The organism is Lysinibacillus sp. 1 U-2021, assembly GCF_029916965.1.
In the GTDB taxonomy this organism is placed as follows: domain Bacteria; phylum Bacillota; class Bacilli; order Bacillales_A; family Planococcaceae; genus Lysinibacillus; species Lysinibacillus capsici.
This window is the reverse complement of sequence record NZ_CP123966.1, coordinates 3,044,229-3,060,178: the sequence shown is the minus strand read 5'-3', so window position 1 is coordinate 3,060,178 and position 15,950 is coordinate 3,044,229. Positions and strand designations below refer to the sequence as shown.

The 15,950-nt window shown below is 32.0% G+C and carries 22 protein-coding genes; 5 read left to right on the top strand and 17 right to left on the bottom strand.

What is annotated here, in order from left to right; all coding sequences use genetic code 11:
- Positions 1-423: 423 nt before the first annotated feature.
- The 4 genes from QH639_RS15790 to QH639_RS15775 all read right to left on the bottom strand — a co-directional run bounded on the left by QH639_RS15790 (position 424) and on the right by QH639_RS15775 (position 3,266).
- Positions 424-1,236: an aminoglycoside adenylyltransferase domain-containing protein gene (locus tag QH639_RS15790; protein ID WP_281114803.1), complete on the bottom strand. Its 813-nt coding sequence runs from the start codon at positions 1,234-1,236 to the stop codon at positions 424-426.
- 105 nt (positions 1,237-1,341) lie between these two features.
- Positions 1,342-2,163, bottom strand: coding sequence for a DUF2785 domain-containing protein (locus QH639_RS15785; RefSeq protein ID WP_131520111.1), 822 nt, complete (start codon positions 2,161-2,163; stop codon positions 1,342-1,344).
- A gap of 362 nt (positions 2,164-2,525) precedes the next feature.
- Positions 2,526-2,735: a hypothetical protein gene (locus QH639_RS15780; protein ID WP_237898093.1), complete on the bottom strand. Its 210-nt coding sequence runs from the start codon at positions 2,733-2,735 to the stop codon at positions 2,526-2,528.
- Between the two features lie 318 nt (positions 2,736-3,053).
- On the bottom strand, positions 3,054-3,266 hold the full coding sequence (locus QH639_RS15775; RefSeq protein WP_481817327.1) for a phosphatase PAP2 family protein: 213 nt from the start codon (positions 3,264-3,266) through the stop codon (positions 3,054-3,056).
- A 274-nt stretch (positions 3,267-3,540) separates the two neighbouring features.
- Between QH639_RS15775 and QH639_RS15770 the strand changes: the two genes are divergently transcribed.
- Positions 3,541-3,744, top strand: a complete 204-nt coding sequence (locus QH639_RS15770) for a hypothetical protein (protein WP_227744867.1) — start codon at positions 3,541-3,543, stop codon at positions 3,742-3,744.
- 21 nt (positions 3,745-3,765) lie between these two features.
- Here QH639_RS15770 and QH639_RS15765 read toward each other — a convergent pair whose 3' ends face one another.
- Both QH639_RS15765 and QH639_RS15760 read right to left on the bottom strand, forming a co-directional pair.
- Entirely contained in the window at positions 3,766-4,014 is a 249-nt protein-coding gene (locus QH639_RS15765; RefSeq protein WP_237898094.1) for a hypothetical protein, read from the bottom strand.
- A 602-nt stretch (positions 4,015-4,616) separates the two neighbouring features.
- Positions 4,617-4,937: a DUF1827 family protein gene (locus QH639_RS15760; protein WP_048392662.1), complete on the bottom strand. Its 321-nt coding sequence runs from the start codon at positions 4,935-4,937 to the stop codon at positions 4,617-4,619.
- Between the two features lie 303 nt (positions 4,938-5,240).
- Here QH639_RS15760 and QH639_RS15755 point away from each other — a divergent pair, with 303 nt between their 5' ends.
- Entirely contained in the window at positions 5,241-5,576 is a 336-nt protein-coding gene (locus QH639_RS15755) for a hypothetical protein (protein ID WP_054550262.1), read from the top strand.
- A gap of 709 nt (positions 5,577-6,285) precedes the next feature.
- Here the strand turns inward: QH639_RS15755 and QH639_RS15750 are convergent.
- Positions 6,286-6,684, bottom strand: a complete 399-nt coding sequence (locus QH639_RS15750) for a MerR family transcriptional regulator (RefSeq protein WP_131520109.1) — start codon at positions 6,682-6,684, stop codon at positions 6,286-6,288.
- A gap of 599 nt (positions 6,685-7,283) precedes the next feature.
- Here QH639_RS15750 and QH639_RS15745 point away from each other — a divergent pair.
- Both QH639_RS15745 and QH639_RS15740 read left to right on the top strand, forming a co-directional pair.
- Positions 7,284-7,913 (top strand): TetR/AcrR family transcriptional regulator, encoded by a 630-nt coding sequence (locus QH639_RS15745; RefSeq protein ID WP_131520108.1) that lies wholly within the window; start codon positions 7,284-7,286, stop codon positions 7,911-7,913.
- 25 nt (positions 7,914-7,938) lie between these two features.
- Complete coding sequence (locus tag QH639_RS15740) at positions 7,939-8,103, top strand: DUF2197 domain-containing protein (protein ID WP_131520107.1); 165 nt, start codon at positions 7,939-7,941, stop codon at positions 8,101-8,103.
- 273 nt (positions 8,104-8,376) lie between these two features.
- On the opposite strand, the gene QH639_RS15735 is transcribed toward QH639_RS15740, so the two are convergent.
- Complete coding sequence (locus QH639_RS15735; protein ID WP_131520106.1) at positions 8,377-8,937, bottom strand: hypothetical protein; 561 nt, start codon at positions 8,935-8,937, stop codon at positions 8,377-8,379.
- A gap of 305 nt (positions 8,938-9,242) precedes the next feature.
- On the opposite strand from QH639_RS15735, the gene QH639_RS15730 reads away from it, so the two are divergent.
- A complete protein-coding gene (locus tag QH639_RS15730; RefSeq protein ID WP_048392645.1) occupies positions 9,243-10,184 on the top strand; it encodes a DMT family transporter in 942 nt (313 codons plus the stop codon).
- A 130-nt stretch (positions 10,185-10,314) separates the two neighbouring features.
- On the opposite strand, the gene QH639_RS15725 is transcribed toward QH639_RS15730, so the two are convergent.
- The 9 genes from QH639_RS15725 to QH639_RS15685 form a co-directional block, all read right to left on the bottom strand.
- The gene (locus QH639_RS15725) at positions 10,315-10,794 is read right to left on the bottom strand and encodes a GNAT family N-acetyltransferase (protein ID WP_054550269.1); all 480 of its coding nucleotides are present in this window, start codon (positions 10,792-10,794) and stop codon (positions 10,315-10,317) included.
- A 252-nt stretch (positions 10,795-11,046) separates the two neighbouring features.
- Positions 11,047-11,898, bottom strand: coding sequence for a hypothetical protein (locus QH639_RS15720; protein ID WP_131520104.1), 852 nt, complete (start codon positions 11,896-11,898; stop codon positions 11,047-11,049).
- Positions 11,899-12,347: 449 nt separating this feature from the next.
- Positions 12,348-12,518, bottom strand: a complete 171-nt coding sequence (locus tag QH639_RS15715) for a hypothetical protein (protein WP_193767319.1) — start codon at positions 12,516-12,518, stop codon at positions 12,348-12,350.
- 108 nt (positions 12,519-12,626) lie between these two features.
- Positions 12,627-12,995 carry a hypothetical protein gene (locus QH639_RS15710; protein WP_281114802.1) on the bottom strand — a complete coding sequence of 123 codons (369 nt, stop codon included), beginning with the start codon at positions 12,993-12,995 and terminating at the stop codon, positions 12,627-12,629.
- A gap of 95 nt (positions 12,996-13,090) precedes the next feature.
- Entirely contained in the window at positions 13,091-13,465 is a 375-nt protein-coding gene (locus tag QH639_RS15705; RefSeq protein WP_281114801.1) for a DUF6713 family protein, read from the bottom strand.
- Between the two features lie 277 nt (positions 13,466-13,742).
- A complete protein-coding gene (locus QH639_RS15700; RefSeq protein ID WP_054550271.1) occupies positions 13,743-14,348 on the bottom strand; it encodes an ABC-2 transporter permease in 606 nt (201 codons plus the stop codon).
- Complete coding sequence (locus QH639_RS15695) at positions 14,341-15,207, bottom strand: ABC transporter ATP-binding protein (protein WP_131520102.1); 867 nt, start codon at positions 15,205-15,207, stop codon at positions 14,341-14,343. The genes QH639_RS15700 and QH639_RS15695 overlap by 8 nt, the downstream gene beginning before the upstream one ends.
- Positions 15,208-15,212: 5 nt before the next feature.
- Positions 15,213-15,584 carry a GntR family transcriptional regulator gene (locus tag QH639_RS15690; protein WP_004225203.1) on the bottom strand — a complete coding sequence of 124 codons (372 nt, stop codon included), beginning with the start codon at positions 15,582-15,584 and terminating at the stop codon, positions 15,213-15,215.
- 15 nt (positions 15,585-15,599) lie between these two features.
- Positions 15,600-15,905, bottom strand: a complete 306-nt coding sequence (locus tag QH639_RS15685) for a YfzA family protein (protein WP_237898098.1) — start codon at positions 15,903-15,905, stop codon at positions 15,600-15,602.
- Positions 15,906-15,950: the final 45 nt, after the last annotated feature.

The window sequence follows — 15,950 nt, the reverse complement described above, 5'->3', positions numbered from 1 at the left end:
ATCCTCTTTGTTTTATTACATTATTCAATGAGGGATAAATGAAATAGACAATTTTACTAAACCTGAATGTAATAAATAGCTATCATAAATAAATAAAAGACCACTATATTAAGTGATCTTTGAACAAGGGAATGATTTATTTTTATACATATTATTCTTAACAAAACAAGTAAACTGGCGCATTGCCTTATCTCTAAAAAAATATAGGCCAGCCATGTATGTCATGCTCTGAACTAATTTGCTTGGCGCAGGTAGGTACTCCGTCTGGCTTTCCCTAATAATTCAGCTCCTTTAAATACCAAAGGAGGAAAACTCTGCTGAACCGTTCTATCTCCCATTTTACAAGATAAATTTTTTTACTACCTAATTTGTAAGGTATATAATGTTTGTAACATATATCACATCTAAACATTGATTCGTTTATTATTTCTCAATACTATTGCAAGCATTGAGTATGTAATTCATGAACTGGATAGTATCATCAATACGTTGTTTTTTTGATCTATAATAACGTATGTGTAATCCTTCTCTAATACTAATAGCTTCTTTTATAAGGTTATGCCATCTTTCTGGTATATGATTGATTGCATATTTACTAACATCTACCTTTGAAACGATATCATATTCTCTAAGTGTATAAAATTGACGTAACATCCCTGTAACAGACCACTCTACTTCCATATCGACAATTTTATTTGGTAACAGAAGAGCTAGGGTCTTATATTTTTTTAATGTCTTCAATCGATTTAACCAATAGGTATTCATATTATCTAAAACATAATCAATTAATATACTTTCATCAACATTAAACACTAGTGTGGTAACATCTGTACCCTTTATAGTGATTCCTTTGGTTTTTAAAATCCACCAAGTAATAGGATTAGTACCATCATTACTCCATTTTGTTTTACCTTCATTTACGTATAAACAATTCTCTATCTCAGATTGTTTCTTACCAACATCTTTATCTAGTAAATAACACCCATCCATTACTGTTTTCTTATATTTTTGATTTAAGTTTTCATGAAGATCAGATATTATTTTCACATCTGATTCAGTTAGGGATCGATTTACAACAGCAATAAAGTCAATATCACTAGAACCTTCTATGTAAGCATGAAGAGCAATTGAACCATGTAAATATAATGCATCCAGTGTATTAGGAATTTGATTTTCAAATAACGATAAATATTCATTTAAAAAACTTTGAACTTGGATAGAAACTTTAGAATCCACAGAAACTCTCCTTATAATTCTAATCAATACTTATATTACTAAATAAATAATATAATTCTGTTTTCATTATGAAGATATTCTTTTTTTTATTCGACACTTTTTAAATTAGGAATAGTATACTTTTTCTACTTTATATAATGTCTGCTCGATAGTGGAGCAGAGAACGGCATCCGCTTTGTAAAATTTAACTCGAAAGTATAAACTTTTCAAAAAGTTCTTTATATTATTTTTTTGCTTAAAGGCAGGGAGAAATTCTGAATTTTTCTCCACATCACCAAAACTTTGAATCCACTGCTCTACACAAGTCTGACTAAGTATTTTTCTATTTAAAACACTAATTATGGATTTGACCATTCTCTCATCTTCCCCATCGGAGTAAATTCGCTCTGTTATAGTCATCTTTTCGTAAACCAAATCGAGGATAGTTAAGAGGTCGCTTTTATCCAGTTCGGAACATTGAGCCAAATCATCTAAAGCATCTGCTGCATGGGCTATGGCATGAGCCCAGCCTTTTTCTTCATCATACCCACGGTAATCTCGCTCTTCTTGTACATTGTAAAATACTTTCTCTTTTATGTGATGAATTTGCTCTCTTGAGAGAAATGGTGATTCTCTATGCCTCGTTAAGAGGAGCGGTATGACTAGCATGGAGAAAGACCGAGTGAAGACAGAGTCTGTATTTGTTTCACCAAGCTTAAAAAGCAAATGGTTTTTATCCAAAACAACCGGTAAAAGTTGTTCTAGTTCGTTTGCGGTGAGAGATTTATCAGGAATCCAGTGTGATAAGGTTGTATAAATTAGCTCATCACGTAGTTGGGCATTCAAAGAGCCAATGTTATTTATCATTTCTAGTATCAACTGAAATCTATCGGGAGGTACTTGGTACCCATTTTCTTTTATTAATATCAACTTTTCTTTTAAATTCATTTTACACGCTCCTATTAGAAAAATTTGTTTGAAATCAACCCTTTATTGATTAGTAAAGTATTCAACTTACGCCTTTTCTTAATTCGCTCAGTTTTTCTACAACAAAATCATTCAAATCTTTTAGTAATTTATTTGAATCCTTTATGTAATACTTATTATGTCATCGGAACGTTTCTTCTAGTTCATTTAAATTACCTATCGAATCTAAACTATTAATTATTATTTCGATATTCCGATTAATTGTAACCGTTAATTCGTTTCGCAGTTTTTCGATTTTCAGATTGTTTTTGACCAAATCCCTTTTAGCCCTATCATAAATTTCGTCATCTTTACGTTTTAAAGAAAATCTATCCTCATATGTGTTAATTATTAGTAATTCTGAAATTATCCATTATTTTTTTGTAGATTTGAGTAGATTTTATAATTTCATGGTTCAACGCTTCTGCTTTGGTAAGAATTAATGCAATGTAATCTCTATCCCTTGCCTGCTTATCTTGTTTTTTTAACGAATCCTCCACTGATTTTTTGTTTGCTTCGATAATGAAAGAAGTAGTTACAATTACGCCTACCATTCCTATTATCCCACCCACTATACTACCTATAAGTCCATTATCAACTTTTAATCCATCGATCAATATTGTATCAATTACGAATGATGTCCCTAAAATTAGGACAACAAAAAATATGATTCCAATAAAAATGTTTTTAATTTTATCTGAGGTTATTTAACCTCCCACTAAATCATAATCTGAGAGATAATAAATTGGAACAATTTTCTACAAATTCCACTTTCAAAACATCACCAACCCCTGCCATCTCAACTCATAGCGTTTTGGCTGTTTGATGCTGTTTTCAAAGCAAAAGAAAAAGGTGTGACCTTTAATATTGTTTTACATTAGATTTGCTTTATGGAATTTCCTTCTAATTACTTTTTCAATGGATTCATATTTGGTAATTCCATTTTCTATTAGTGTTAATTTCGGAAGTGTAAAGTAAATTATTATTGCAGAAGTAATTCCAATAAGAGCACCTACCATTACATCTAATGGATAATGAACTCCTACCCAAATACGTGAAATTCCGACTAATATAGCCAGCAAAATCCATAGAATCCATTTTCCTTTTTTAAATAACCAAAATGTATCTTTAAACCATCGTAAAAGGTGACAATTAATTGCTTAAGCTAACATTATTGTCACTTTGATTTGAAAGCCTTTATGATTAGTTGTATCAATTGCTCGTTTCTGACATGCACGTACAAGTGAACGTGTTTATTTTACATATTCATAATGTATATTGACTCAATCTGAATAGTGAAATATTTACCAGTTTATGTTATCCTTATATAAATTATTAGGAAGCCTCGGGGGTTGTTATGTGTTGAAAATACATTCTACAAATAGATTTATCATATTTATTTTTGGCATTACTTTGATGATAACTGGATTAGGAAGATTATCTGGTTTCTTTGAATATGATTCAGTTATTCCAGATCAATCTGTTGCACTACTATACATATCTATGGGCGTTTTTGTAATGTTCATTTCTTACTTTGTCAAACCCAAAAAAGAAAAAGGTTAATAATTTACCATTCCATATCTTTCAAGCATGTTCCTCATATTGTGTAGTTAGAAACTGTATCCAACCATCCTTGAAATATCTCTTTAATTCTCTTTTCCTAACAACCGTTTCTTTATTGTTATTTACTAATCTTACATACTTACTATTTTTTGTTAGCATGAAAGTATAACTTTCGTATGTTTTAACTTTAAAACCTATGGTATAGGTTCTACGATACTCTAATTTGCTAGGTAGCCAGCCTAGTTTATGCCGTAATATAAATGGTTTCATAAAACATACTCCTTTATTATAAATTCATATAATTTACTGACAGCCCATATTGACTTTCGCACTTTAGTACTTCCTCCATCAACCTCAATTACTCCTATTGTACAATAATCAAACCGAACCATATTTTCAAATATTACTTAATCATGTTATCATTTTGTAAGTTATTACCTAAATATCAGGGTTGTTATAAAATGAAAACACATTCTAAAATTGGACATATCATATTTGTTTTAGGCATCTTATCGCTTTCAATCGGATCAGCGAGATTAACAGGTGCCCTAGAATACAATTCATTTATTTCAAATAAATCTGTTGCAATACTTTTCATTGCTATAGGGGTTTCTGTTATGTTCATTTCATTCTTTGTAAAACCTCTAAAAGTTAAATAACTTTACAGAACAATATCTTTTAAATATCTAACTCCAATTGACCTGTTATTTCTTTTCTTGTACATGATCATTCCAAGCAAGTTGATAATTACTTGCTATCAGAGTTAGCTGGAACAAATTTAAAAGCCTCTAACAGTCAAGTTGCAAACTACGTTTTAAAAAGACCATTAACGATATAACCAGTACTCATATTATTTTATAAGTGACCTGACTTTACTGAGAAAGTGAATTAATATCTTTATTACGAATATGAACAACTCCTGTATTACTAACTTTTATATTCACTTCTGTAATGCCTCTTTTTAAAATATGTTCTATTGCATATCTAATCTCCCATTCTTTAACCTGACCAAGATCATTTGAAATACTAGCATGGCTGGATTTCTTATTTTCACTATGAATAATGACTGTCCCTTCACATTCATATACCTTTACAACACCACCCATAAAACCAGAAGCAATAGTTACAACATCAACTCTTTCCTTTGTTATATCTCGAAATGCTTTAGTTGGAAAATTATATATTTTCGCCATTTTGACCTCTCCTTCCACGGAACGTTTGTTTGTATTTATATTAGAACAAACATTCGCTCTTTAGCAAGGAGAAATTTATGAAAATATAAAAAGTATGTTATATAGATTTTTTTGAGATTAACGCTTATTCTATGTACAAATTAATCTGCTAATTATTGATAGTTCTTTAACCACTCATAATGCATGTGTAGCCCCTACTTTTTAATCAATTTTAAAACCAATAATACCCATTTATTGAAATATACACTAATATATGATTAAATGTAAATTACTAGGGGATTATACTAGAATGGAGGAATAATAATGGTAAAAACAATTAAAGGTCGCATTTTTGGTTTTGCTCTACTCTCAGCTTTACTTGTTTCATTTTTCATCTATCCATCAGGTAATGTTTCAGCAGCCGAAATCAACGTTGTTCAAAACTCTACTAGTATAGACAATGTCAGTCCAGCTGCTGTGTATACTAAATATGTCACAGTTAATACAAGAACTTCAACGTTTCCACCTGGACAAATTTATCATGTTGAATGGGATGGAGATTTTAAATACGCAGGATACCTAACAAGATTTGATTATGCATACGATCCTGATGCAGGTATTTACTTTGCAACATATAAAGGAAATATTACAATTCAATAAAATTGAATAAACACCTAATCCCCTAGAGTTTTAATAAAGCATAACTAAACATCCTGGTCACTTTTAATAGAAGTGACCTTTTTCTTTCGATAATCCTCGGTAAACTTAATTAATTGTCTACCTTCTCCTCGCTAATACGCTTTTGATGTCATGTAAAACTTGATTAATTTATCATCAATCTTGAATTGTTTGTCGTTTATCACTTTGTACAATGCATATTCAGCTGCTATTGACTCCCCACTTTCTTTCCAGTAATCTTTCTGTTTTATTAAATCCTCCAGTGGTTTTAGCAGCCTGTAGACAAACTCAATAAAGTTTGTCTACAGGCTGACACCTTCTTCTCTGTTTTAATGAAAATTTGATTTATTTAGTAAAGTCCCAAAGGCAATGTTCACATTTTTTAAGAAGCTTCTTTACAAATCATTAGTAAATTGCCATCAAGATCTTTAAACACAAAATAAAAATTATCCTGAATCTCTGTAACAAGTTCAACATTATTTTCTCTCATATATTGATAAGAAGCTTGAATATCATCGGTGAAAAGCTAAATAGAAGCAGCTTAAATTATTGTTTTTCATACTGAATATCGTGGTACTCGAAAGTTTCATTTGCTTGCCAATCGCTCGCATACTTCTTGAGGATCAATGTTTATCACTTTCTAAAATATGGGTACATTCTTTTCCTACATTTTCTAAATACATCGTTAAAATCAACAATTTTCTTCTTTATTTTTCTCTAAAAGTTGCTTTATTTTATTATCTATATTTAATAAAACTAGTTTAATTTGTTTAATCTGATATTCTCTTTGTAACATCTGCTCATATTTTTCTTGAAATATAACTTTGATTTCAAGCAGATTTTGTAATTCTTCTTTTGTCAGTTTTTTATTTTGATCAATATTTTCCGACCAATCAAAAAGCATTTTGATTTCTTGAAGAGAAAATCCTGTTTGTTTAAGTTTAAGTATTGCTTCCACTGTATCAAAGTCTTTCTTGTTATAATTACGGTGCTTATTTTTAATTTCTGGATGCAATAAATTCATTTTTTCATAATAACGTATAGTATCTTTACTAAGACCAGTACATATTGCAAATTCACCAATTTTCATTATGATCCCCTTCTATAATATAAATTTATAAACCATTAGGGTAATTATACAATGGAAAATGAAACGAATGATATGATGGCTGAATGTAATTCGTCCATTTGTTAACCGCCCTTCTGAAACTGCCAATATATGTATCAGGATAAATGCAATTATTAGTAATATAAACATCCAGTCTTTGTTTGGTAGACATAATATTAAGAGAATACTAATTGATACGATAATAAATATGAATGTTCGTACTTCAAATCCAACTTCTTTCCATTTTTTTATCCCAGCCACCCCTATTAAAACCGCGTATAACACAATTAGTATAGTTGTCATAATGACCATCCCCATCACTCCATTCTTTGATTTTATTCATCTTAAAAGATGGAGCCAACTCCATGTCAACAGATAATAAACAACTTACTTTCACTTACAAATAGGCTAAGAAATAATTCCATTAAGCTAAAGTATCATCATCTTCGTCACAAAACACCCTAGTCTAGCTCTGAACAAGCTTTGGTTTAATTTCAAAGTAAAAGAAAAGCCTCCATTTAGGAACCTCCCTAAATGTTTTTTTAATTGCTTAATTAGTACAACCGTACTAAAATAAATACATGAGTAAAAAAAATAACACAACTAACCAAAAAGAAATGTCATTTATTGAAAAAGCTCGTAGAACTCAAATTGTGGAATGTGCTATCGAAACCATTGCAGAGGTGGGTTACGCTCAAGCTTCTTTAGGTCAAATTGCAAAGCGTGCACAAATCAGTAAGGGGGTTATCTCCTATCACTTTGCAAGTAAGGGGGAATTATTAGAGCAAGTAATTTATGATTACTATATGGCATGTCAAGCTTATACTGCTCCTCTAATAGAAAATCAAAAATCTCCTATAGATAGGCTTAGCGTTTATATTGAATCAAACCTTAGATTCATAGATGAAAATCGGCAGCATGTTTTCGCTGTCATTGAAATTGTTTCTAATGAAAGAACTGCTGATGGCAAACTACGATTTGCGGCGGATCATGATGATACTATTTTTCTTCCCATTGAAAACATACTTACGCTAGGAATGCAAGCGGGTGTCTTCCGAGAATTCACCAAATTGGCTTCAAGAGTAATGGCGTTAACGATACGAAATTCCATTGATGGATTCACTATTGAATTAATGAGAAATCCCCAGTTAAATGTTGAGGAATATACGAGAGAACTGATTACAATATTTGATAAATCAACGAAAAAGTAATAGGTCAGACTTGAGGAGGATAGGTATGTATTACTATGAGGTAATTTGTTCTAGTTGTAGAAACAAATTCAGAGTATACGAGGGGTCACTGAGATTCAGACAGTTAAAGGAAAGAACCGATAAGATTTTTCGTTGCGAAGAATGTTATAGCAAAATTCGTATGGATGCCATTAAAAATTTCTTTAGATAGCTCTTTCAGCCGATCTTGAGAATAATAAAAGGAAGTACAAGTTAAATAAGTATAAAGCCCAGGCTCAAAATTAATGAGTATCTGGGCTTTGGTCAGTCGTTTCTTAAAATGCCTATTCATGTGTGGATTAAGAATTTGCTGCTGATATTCTACTTTGAACACAAAATCTTTGCAAAAATAAAAAGCCATCAAGAACCAGGAACAACTACTACTGCCCCATTCGATTGCACCCATCACATATAAAAAGAACACCTATGTTAGGTGCTCTTCTGATCAATTTTTCTTGTTTAAATCATCTGGATAAACTATCGTGTTAATTACATCTCCATTTGATTCATCTTTAAAAATTACTTTGACTTTATAATCCTTTTCATCTACACCATTAAATAATTGATAGTACATACCTGTTAAAGCTAGTCCGAATGAGGCCATTGTGTCAAGACTATTATCAAATTCTTCTTTGTTTACAGATAAAGTGAATTCTGAAAAGGATTTGTCATAGGTTACATCTTTAATAGATTTGAACTCTTCACTTGCTTTAAGCTCATCTACACTTGCTAGAATGCCTTCTTTTAAACCTTTCATCATTTCTTTATGTTCTGTTTCAGACATTTTATAAGTTAAAGAACCATCCTCATTTTTACTGACTTCCTTCATCCCACTGCTTTTTGCCTTTGAAATAACAGAATCAATGTCCTGACCCTCAAAAAATAGAGCTGGAATAGTTACTTCTACATCTCCACCATCTTTGCTACCTTTTTCCTGGCCCTCACTACAACCAGAGATCAAAACACCTACTAATATAAATAATGGTAGAATCCATTTTCTTGCCATTAAATCTCCTCCTCATACACCAATATACAGAATATGAAGAGATTACACTATACTTTATTAACATAAAGCTCTATTTCTTAACCGCTTCTATACATGAAAAATCATTTCTTTTTTGAGAAACTGATTTTTTTATCGTTATCTTAATGTGTTGGGTGACGTTCCACATCCTAAATAAAATCTATTTCTTACTAAGTGTTCAGTGCTTAATTTTATAAAATTCAACACGTACTTTGATATAATCAATCATGCGTTGTTTTACATTTGTTTTTTTACATTTTCTTCAACAAAGGTTGTGATGAATTTTTATGTTTGCAGTACTTTTGGCTATAAGTATTGGAGCTATTCTTGCTGTGCAAACAGCCATTAATGCTCAATTAAGAAAGTTTGTGATTTCTCCTTTTTTAGCTTCAATGATTTCCTTCGCTGTTGGTGTCATCTTCTTAACTATTACATTAGTAAGTAGTGGTTCATCACTGGGGATTCCATTAGATTTATTGTTGAACCAACCTATCTATATATGGTTGGGGGGAATTGGTGGCGCTATTGCGATAACTACTAACATTCTCTTGTTTCCTAAATTGGGAAGTGTGCAAACAACTATCCTACCGATCTTTGGAATGACTCTCATGAGTATGTTAATCGATCATAATGGCTGGTTTAATGCAACACAATATTCCTTTGGATGGAATCGAATCTTTGGCATATTACTAGTCTTACTAGGCGTCCTTTTAGCTACAGCTATACGAAGCAAGAAAAATGAACAGTATTCTCCCCAAACAAATAAGGAGAGTGTGCGGAATCTATGGATTTGGCGCATAGTAGGGATTCTAGCAGGAATGTTACTAGCTATCCAAATCGCTGTTAATGGACAATTAGGAAAAGTTCTTCACTCTTCTTCTCATGCTGCCCTTGTTTCATTCTTTGTTGGTACTATTACCTTGATTATAATTGTTGGGTTAAAAGATCGATCTTACACAAGTATTAAAGAGCCTTTTAAACAAGCTGCTCCTTGGTGGATATGGATTGGCGGGATCTTAGGAGGATCTTATGTTCTCATCAATGTATTTCTTGTCAATCAAATTGGAAATGGCCAAACTGTAGTTCTTGCTTTATTCGGTCAAATCACTGGTAGCTTGCTGGTACAGCAATTCGGATTGTTTAACTCGCTAAAGAATCGAATTCAACCATTACAAATAATTGGTTTAATGGTGATGATAGCCGGTGTATTTTTAATCAGGATATTTTAAATAATTTTCTTTGCTAATCTTGATCGATGAAACTCTTTTTCAAGAATGGATGCGACATTTCTCCAAAACATAAAACCAGAGTTCATCTACAAAATGTAGCATAAACTCTGGTGACAATGGTGGTCTAACTTTATTTTATGAATTGCCTCATGATTATCTCTTCGCCGATACGTCCTATTAGCCTTTCATTCGTATCTTCAAACCCTACCTTTACATATAGTTTCTGTGCTGGTATATTATCTTTGTCTACAACTAAAACAATTTCATCACAATTAGGAAATTCTGCTTTAACAAACTCAACTAGTAATGTCATTCCTTGTTTTGCATAGCCCTTCCCTTGTTCTGTATGATTAATTGATAATGCAGATAATAGCATCGCATTTCTATTCGTAGAATATTTCTTAACTCGTTCATTTGCATTTAGGAGAAAGAAACCAACAGGTGTATTTTCACTTAGAATTACAATGCGATGCTGTCCTTCATTAATTTCCTCAAAATTACTCGGTAGTGCAGAAAATTGTTTTTGCTCTTCAGTAAGTACAAAAGCGTTCAGTCCTTGCATATATTCACTTGAAAAATGTTTTAATTCAACCTTCTTCAGTTTTTCCATTACATAATTCTCCATTCACTTTTTCTATACTTTACCACTTTATTAGGGTGTGGTCATTCATTTATTTGAAATTTCGAAAAATAACACGTTCGTTAGATAAATAAATCACGTAAAAAATGCCCAGGCTCAACATTAATTTGAGTACCTAGGCTTTGTTGTTACTTAGTATATTCATCCTAATACCGTTTTTGGATTTGCCGCTAACACGCTACTGGCTTCATGTTGTACTTTTGTTAGCAATGTATGTAATCTTTACTTGATTTCGTTCACTAACACTGCAGTATTTGGAGCAACAATCGCTTCAATGCCCGAAGCTTTGTAGCTAACTCGAATTGACTCGTTGCTTTTATATAAATGGAAAGTATCCGAACTAAAAACAAATTCCCCGTTCTCATCTAAAGCCGGTGAATAGGTGATATCATAATGGAACTTTATGTCCTTTGCATCGGCTGGCATATCTGGTTCAGGTTGATAATCCTCAGGAACTTCCGTTGTAACGTATCTAAAAAATAGTTGTATGTCGTTTTCATCTATTTTTTTCCAAAGGTCATATGTATTTCCTTGTGCCTTCATACCATCAAAATAAGTTGTTTCCTTTTCTTTATCGGTAAGGGGCAGATAAGGAACGGCTGCTTTTGCTAATTCCGTTATTTTTATTCTTTTCGTTTCTTTCCCTGCGGCATTATAAATCAATAGTGTTTTGTCTAAACTTCCAAACAAATCATCTCTTTTTCCAACCAGAAGATGGTTTTGAAAGGTTAAAAAAACCTCATCAGGTTGCAACTCTACATTATATTGATTTACAATTTTATTCATCTCTTTAGTCATTAAATGTTCTTCAAGGATATATTTTAAATTTCCAAATCCCAAAAAAGGAATGATTGCTGCGATGATCATGCTTAAAAACAACAAACCAAATTTTTTGGCTAAACTAATTTGGTTTTTAATAAAGATAATGGGAATACCCACCGCAAAAGTAAAACCTAATAAGCCAACATATGCAAAAAATTGCATCAACCCTAATTCATCTATTTCGTACATATTAATATATACACACACACCAAGTAGAACGATAGCGATTAATCGTATCAATTGATTTTTCATACTATACTTCCTTCCTTCTACAAACCTCTAAAAGCTATGGACGCACTAAGAAAAGATCGGATAATTTCTCTACAATTGTTTGTCTATTCTCAATTATCAGCCGTGTTTTTCCTTCATAGTTTATTTTGGCTTTTTAATTGTCCCTAAGTTTAGAACTATGTACCATTTTTACGTTTTGTAATGACTAATTAGCATTCTATTTCTATTCCAATTCCATCGAATACTTTACCTATCAAATCTTACCAATGTCTCACCTTATTTTATATAGGTAATTTTTTCCTTTCTTATAAATAGAAGGAGCCAGGAGATCTGAGTATCATTTTTATAGTATATATCAGCAAGATAACTCGTTACTTATGAATACTACTACTCTTGAGGATCAATATCACAAGTGTATCTCTACCTTCTCTAAAATTATAAAAGACACCAAGTATTAATATCTCAATGGATTATTTACTCTTGGGTATTGTTACAGGGATAGTGGCAACTATTAATATTAATCCTAGATAGAGAGGATATTTTAAACATTCATTCGTTGAATACCCCAATAAATAAGGCATACCTATTATGGCCATTACTACTCCAACTACAAACAAACCCATTTCAATTTTTCTGATCATATTTTTCCCCCATCCCTTAACATTTTACCCCTACAACCAGAGAGGCTTTATCTAAGGAGCTTCTTTAAAATAAAAGACACCCCTCGGAAATAAGGAATGTCTAACTTTTTATCTATACACATCTAACAGATTTAACAAATATCTTTCTAATTCATTAATCGCAAACAAAACTTCCTTATGAAGTCTATCCTCGACAACGCTATCATCATTAAAGACCTCTAAGTATTTATTCACTTCTACAAAGAATTTTTCATACTCCTGTAAAAACTTATCAATCGTTTGATCACCAGGTGTTACAGATAAATAAATTGTTTTAAATAAATTAAAATCACTATACGCATTACTTAAAAAATAGATAGCCAGTATTCTATCGCTATTAATATAAAATTTCACAAAAGATAGATTTTGCTTCAATTTTTTCAATGCATTGATAAGATTGTTCGTTTGCTTCAACATATTTGCCGTATTACTATACATCTGATAATCACCTCCATCTTTATAATAAGCAGAAAACCAACAAATTGGAATAATTTTCTGCAAATTACTAGCTGAAAACTTCCTTTACAATACAATTAAATCGAAATATTAATTAATAATGCTAAATGTATGACAGAAAGGACCCCCAATGGATAAATAATGGATCTTGAAAAGCTATTTTTAAATTCATTTCGAGGATGCCTTTCAAAAAATAAATGCAGGATTGCATGAATGATAAAGAATAGATCAAGGACCCAAAAAATGATGGTTTGATAGTGACTGAAAAGTAAGGAAAGGATTAATACGTATAGAAACAGGTGAATAAAAGTGAATACTTTATAAGCCTTTGAATCTTCCATATCTTTAAGTATTATAAACAATCGCCACTCAGAGCATCTTATTGCATCCATTTCGTGCAAAAGAAATAAAGAAAAGTTAAATAAAAAAAGAACGAGTAATAAATCAGGCATATAAAACCTCCTACAGACTATATACCAAATATTACTATAAAACAACTTTCGAAATACTAAGTAAACATGCCTAAATATGTCGATTTGTAGGCATATGGAGGCTTTCATTCTTTCCCTTATATTAAGCAACATAACCTTTTTACTTCATTCATTTTTGCATAAAGACATTTAAATCCATTTTACATTTAGTTCCAAATGATATTTTATCAAGTGGGCACCATTCTAAAATTGTCCACTTTCCTTGAGTAATCTTCTAGAAGTAAACAAAAGCACACAATCAGAAGGCTTTTCGTTGGTAAATAATATGTGTAATTCCCCAAGAAATAATATAGATTAGCATAATAAAAAACGTCGCCCCTGTATATAAAACCGTAACGGATGTATTATCAACAAAATCAATAATTGTTGTTAAGTGTTCATTCATATACAATGCAATCGGTCTTGAAATCCAAGTTAAGAGGATAAAGCTAATAAGTATAACCGTTGTAATATAACCCTGTTTAAATATCTGAAATAATGGGAAGGTAAGCGCAGCAAATAGTAAGAATAAGCCACTACCAATGGCAATGTCAGATACCGTAAAATGTTTATTGAAAGCTAGCAGCGCTAGACTTGTAACACCTATGGATAAAATCATATAGACAATCGCTCCAAGATAGCGGGATGCGATAATTTCTGTACGTGTGTATGGCAAGGAGTTTAATAATATATTCGTCTCAACTTTTTCATCGTATGCATATGTGTTAAAGGGAATAAAAATACTGGCGACCAGAAAAATTAAAACGGGTGGTGCCCCCAACAAAATAAAAACTAAGATAAAAGGAATAAAAAGTAATAGCTGCCTTTTCTGTAGTATGACATCGCGTTTAATTAAATTAAGCATGATGGATGCCTCCTTTAAAGTAATACATGATATCTTCCAGAGAGGCACGTTCAATCATAACTGTGTCTCCAAAAATATTTTTCGCTGCTTTAATATTATCCGTTAATGCTTCAAATCCTGTGGATGCACGATGAACATGGACAAATGCTTTTTCAGTGTCTCTATCAAGTAGATTCAACTCACCTTTAACGAGCGCATAGTTTTCAGCTACATCGTGTATAGATTGATTAAATACTAATTCCCCTTTCTGTATAAAAGCTATGTAATCTGCGATACGATCTAAATCAGTTGTAATGTGCGTAGAAAAGAAAATAGTGCGATTGCCATCAACCATTAATTCCTGTAATAGATCTAACAGCTCCCGTCTAAAAATGGGATCTAATCCTGCTGTCGGCTCATCCATAATGATTAGCTCTGCATGATGTGAGAGGGCTATTGCTAATGAAGCCTTCATTTGCATCCCTTTAGAAAATGTTTTTATTGCTTTGTTAAGTGGTAATTCGAATTGTTCTACATATTGATAAAATATTGTATCGTCCCAGCGTTTGTAAGCAGGTGCAACTATACGTTTTATATCTTTTAAGTTCAACCCTTCAAAAAATATATTGCCATCGTATACAAACCCAATGCGCTGCTTAATCTCCTTCTCATGCGTCTTGTAGTCTAATCCGAAAAGCTTTACTTCTCCAGCATCTGGCCTTAATAGATTCATCATCGTTTTTATCGTTGTAGACTTACCAGCTCCATTTGCTCCAATGAAACCCGTTACAAAGCCTCGCTTTACCTGTAAATTTATATGATTTACGGAAAAGCCCTTGAACCTCTTTGTGACATTCTTTAATTCAACTACATTTTCCATCCCTTTCACTCCTCGTATAAAATCTTCAATAATTCCTTTAGCTCATCAAGTGACAGGCCTATTTCTCTGCTATTCGCAATGACCGCACTCAGTTGTTCCTCAATAACCTTCAGCTTCTTTTCCCGTATAACCTCCAAATTTTGCTCCGCTACAAAAGATCCTTTACCAACAATGGAATAGATAAAGCCCGCCTTCTCCAATTCTTCATAAGCCCGTTTTGTCGTTATTACACTAATTTGTAAATCCTTTGCGAGGTTACGCATGGAAGGTATAGCTGTACCCTCCTGTAGTTCACCTGCTAAAATAAGTGATTTAATTTGATTCGTAATTTGTTCATAAATTGGCTCCTTTGAACTGTTCGAAATAATTATTTGCATGCCAATCCCTCTTCTTTATTTTTTTGAGAATATCGTTGAAACAATATTCCCTAGTGCTGCAATCAGTATAGCAATAACATGGATTGTGATGAACATATTAAAAAAAGGAAAGGAATAAGGCGTTATCCATTCGGTGAAAAGCCTCGAATCCAAAATCCATCTTCCCATTCTGGCAACTAAATTATTACTATCGTTCATGTTCGGCTCCAGATTAGTGCCATCGACCGCGATAAAGATCAATTGAACAATTAAAAATATACCAATAGTAATGATCCATCGTTTTAACAGATTACTTTCATCCGCTTTTTCAGTGCCTATCACTTAAACAATTCCCTCCACAAATTCGTTATATTGTATATATACTAT

Bases quoted from the DNA above. Each gene is read 5' to 3' on its own strand.
- QH639_RS15720 (WP_131520104.1), bottom strand. From the start codon at position 11,898: ATGAAAAATCAATTGATACGATTAATCGCTATCGTTCTACTTGGTGTG.
- QH639_RS15765 (WP_237898094.1), bottom strand. From the start codon at position 4,014: ATGAAACCATTTATATTACGGCATAAACTAGGCTGGCTACCTAGCAAA.
- QH639_RS15760 (WP_048392662.1), bottom strand. From the start codon at position 4,937: ATGGCGAAAATATATAATTTTCCAACTAAAGCATTTCGAGATATAACA.
- QH639_RS15700 (WP_054550271.1), bottom strand. From the start codon at position 14,348: ATGCTTAATTTAATTAAACGCGATGTCATACTACAGAAAAGGCAGCTA.
- QH639_RS15695 (WP_131520102.1), bottom strand. From the start codon at position 15,207: ATGGAAAATGTAGTTGAATTAAAGAATGTCACAAAGAGGTTCAAGGGC.
- QH639_RS15780 (WP_237898093.1), bottom strand. From the start codon at position 2,735: ATGGTAGGCGTAATTGTAACTACTTCTTTCATTATCGAAGCAAACAAA.
- QH639_RS15745 (WP_131520108.1), top strand. From the start codon at position 7,284: ATGAGTAAAAAAAATAACACAACTAACCAAAAAGAAATGTCATTTATT.
- QH639_RS15785 (WP_131520111.1), bottom strand. From the start codon at position 2,163: ATGAATTTAAAAGAAAAGTTGATATTAATAAAAGAAAATGGGTACCAA.
- QH639_RS15730 (WP_048392645.1), top strand. From the start codon at position 9,243: ATGTTTGCAGTACTTTTGGCTATAAGTATTGGAGCTATTCTTGCTGTG.
- QH639_RS15715 (WP_193767319.1), bottom strand. From the start codon at position 12,518: ATGATCAGAAAAATTGAAATGGGTTTGTTTGTAGTTGGAGTAGTAATG.
- QH639_RS15755 (WP_054550262.1), top strand. From the start codon at position 5,241: ATGGTAAAAACAATTAAAGGTCGCATTTTTGGTTTTGCTCTACTCTCA.
- QH639_RS15710 (WP_281114802.1), bottom strand. From the start codon at position 12,995: ATGTATAGTAATACGGCAAATATGTTGAAGCAAACGAACAATCTTATC.
- QH639_RS15725 (WP_054550269.1), bottom strand. From the start codon at position 10,794: ATGGAAAAACTGAAGAAGGTTGAATTAAAACATTTTTCAAGTGAATAT.
- QH639_RS15705 (WP_281114801.1), bottom strand. From the start codon at position 13,465: ATGCCTGATTTATTACTCGTTCTTTTTTTATTTAACTTTTCTTTATTT.
- QH639_RS15750 (WP_131520109.1), bottom strand. From the start codon at position 6,684: ATGAAAATTGGTGAATTTGCAATATGTACTGGTCTTAGTAAAGATACT.
- QH639_RS15740 (WP_131520107.1), top strand. From the start codon at position 7,939: ATGTATTACTATGAGGTAATTTGTTCTAGTTGTAGAAACAAATTCAGA.
- QH639_RS15735 (WP_131520106.1), bottom strand. From the start codon at position 8,937: ATGGCAAGAAAATGGATTCTACCATTATTTATATTAGTAGGTGTTTTG.
- QH639_RS15690 (WP_004225203.1), bottom strand. From the start codon at position 15,584: ATGCAAATAATTATTTCGAACAGTTCAAAGGAGCCAATTTATGAACAA.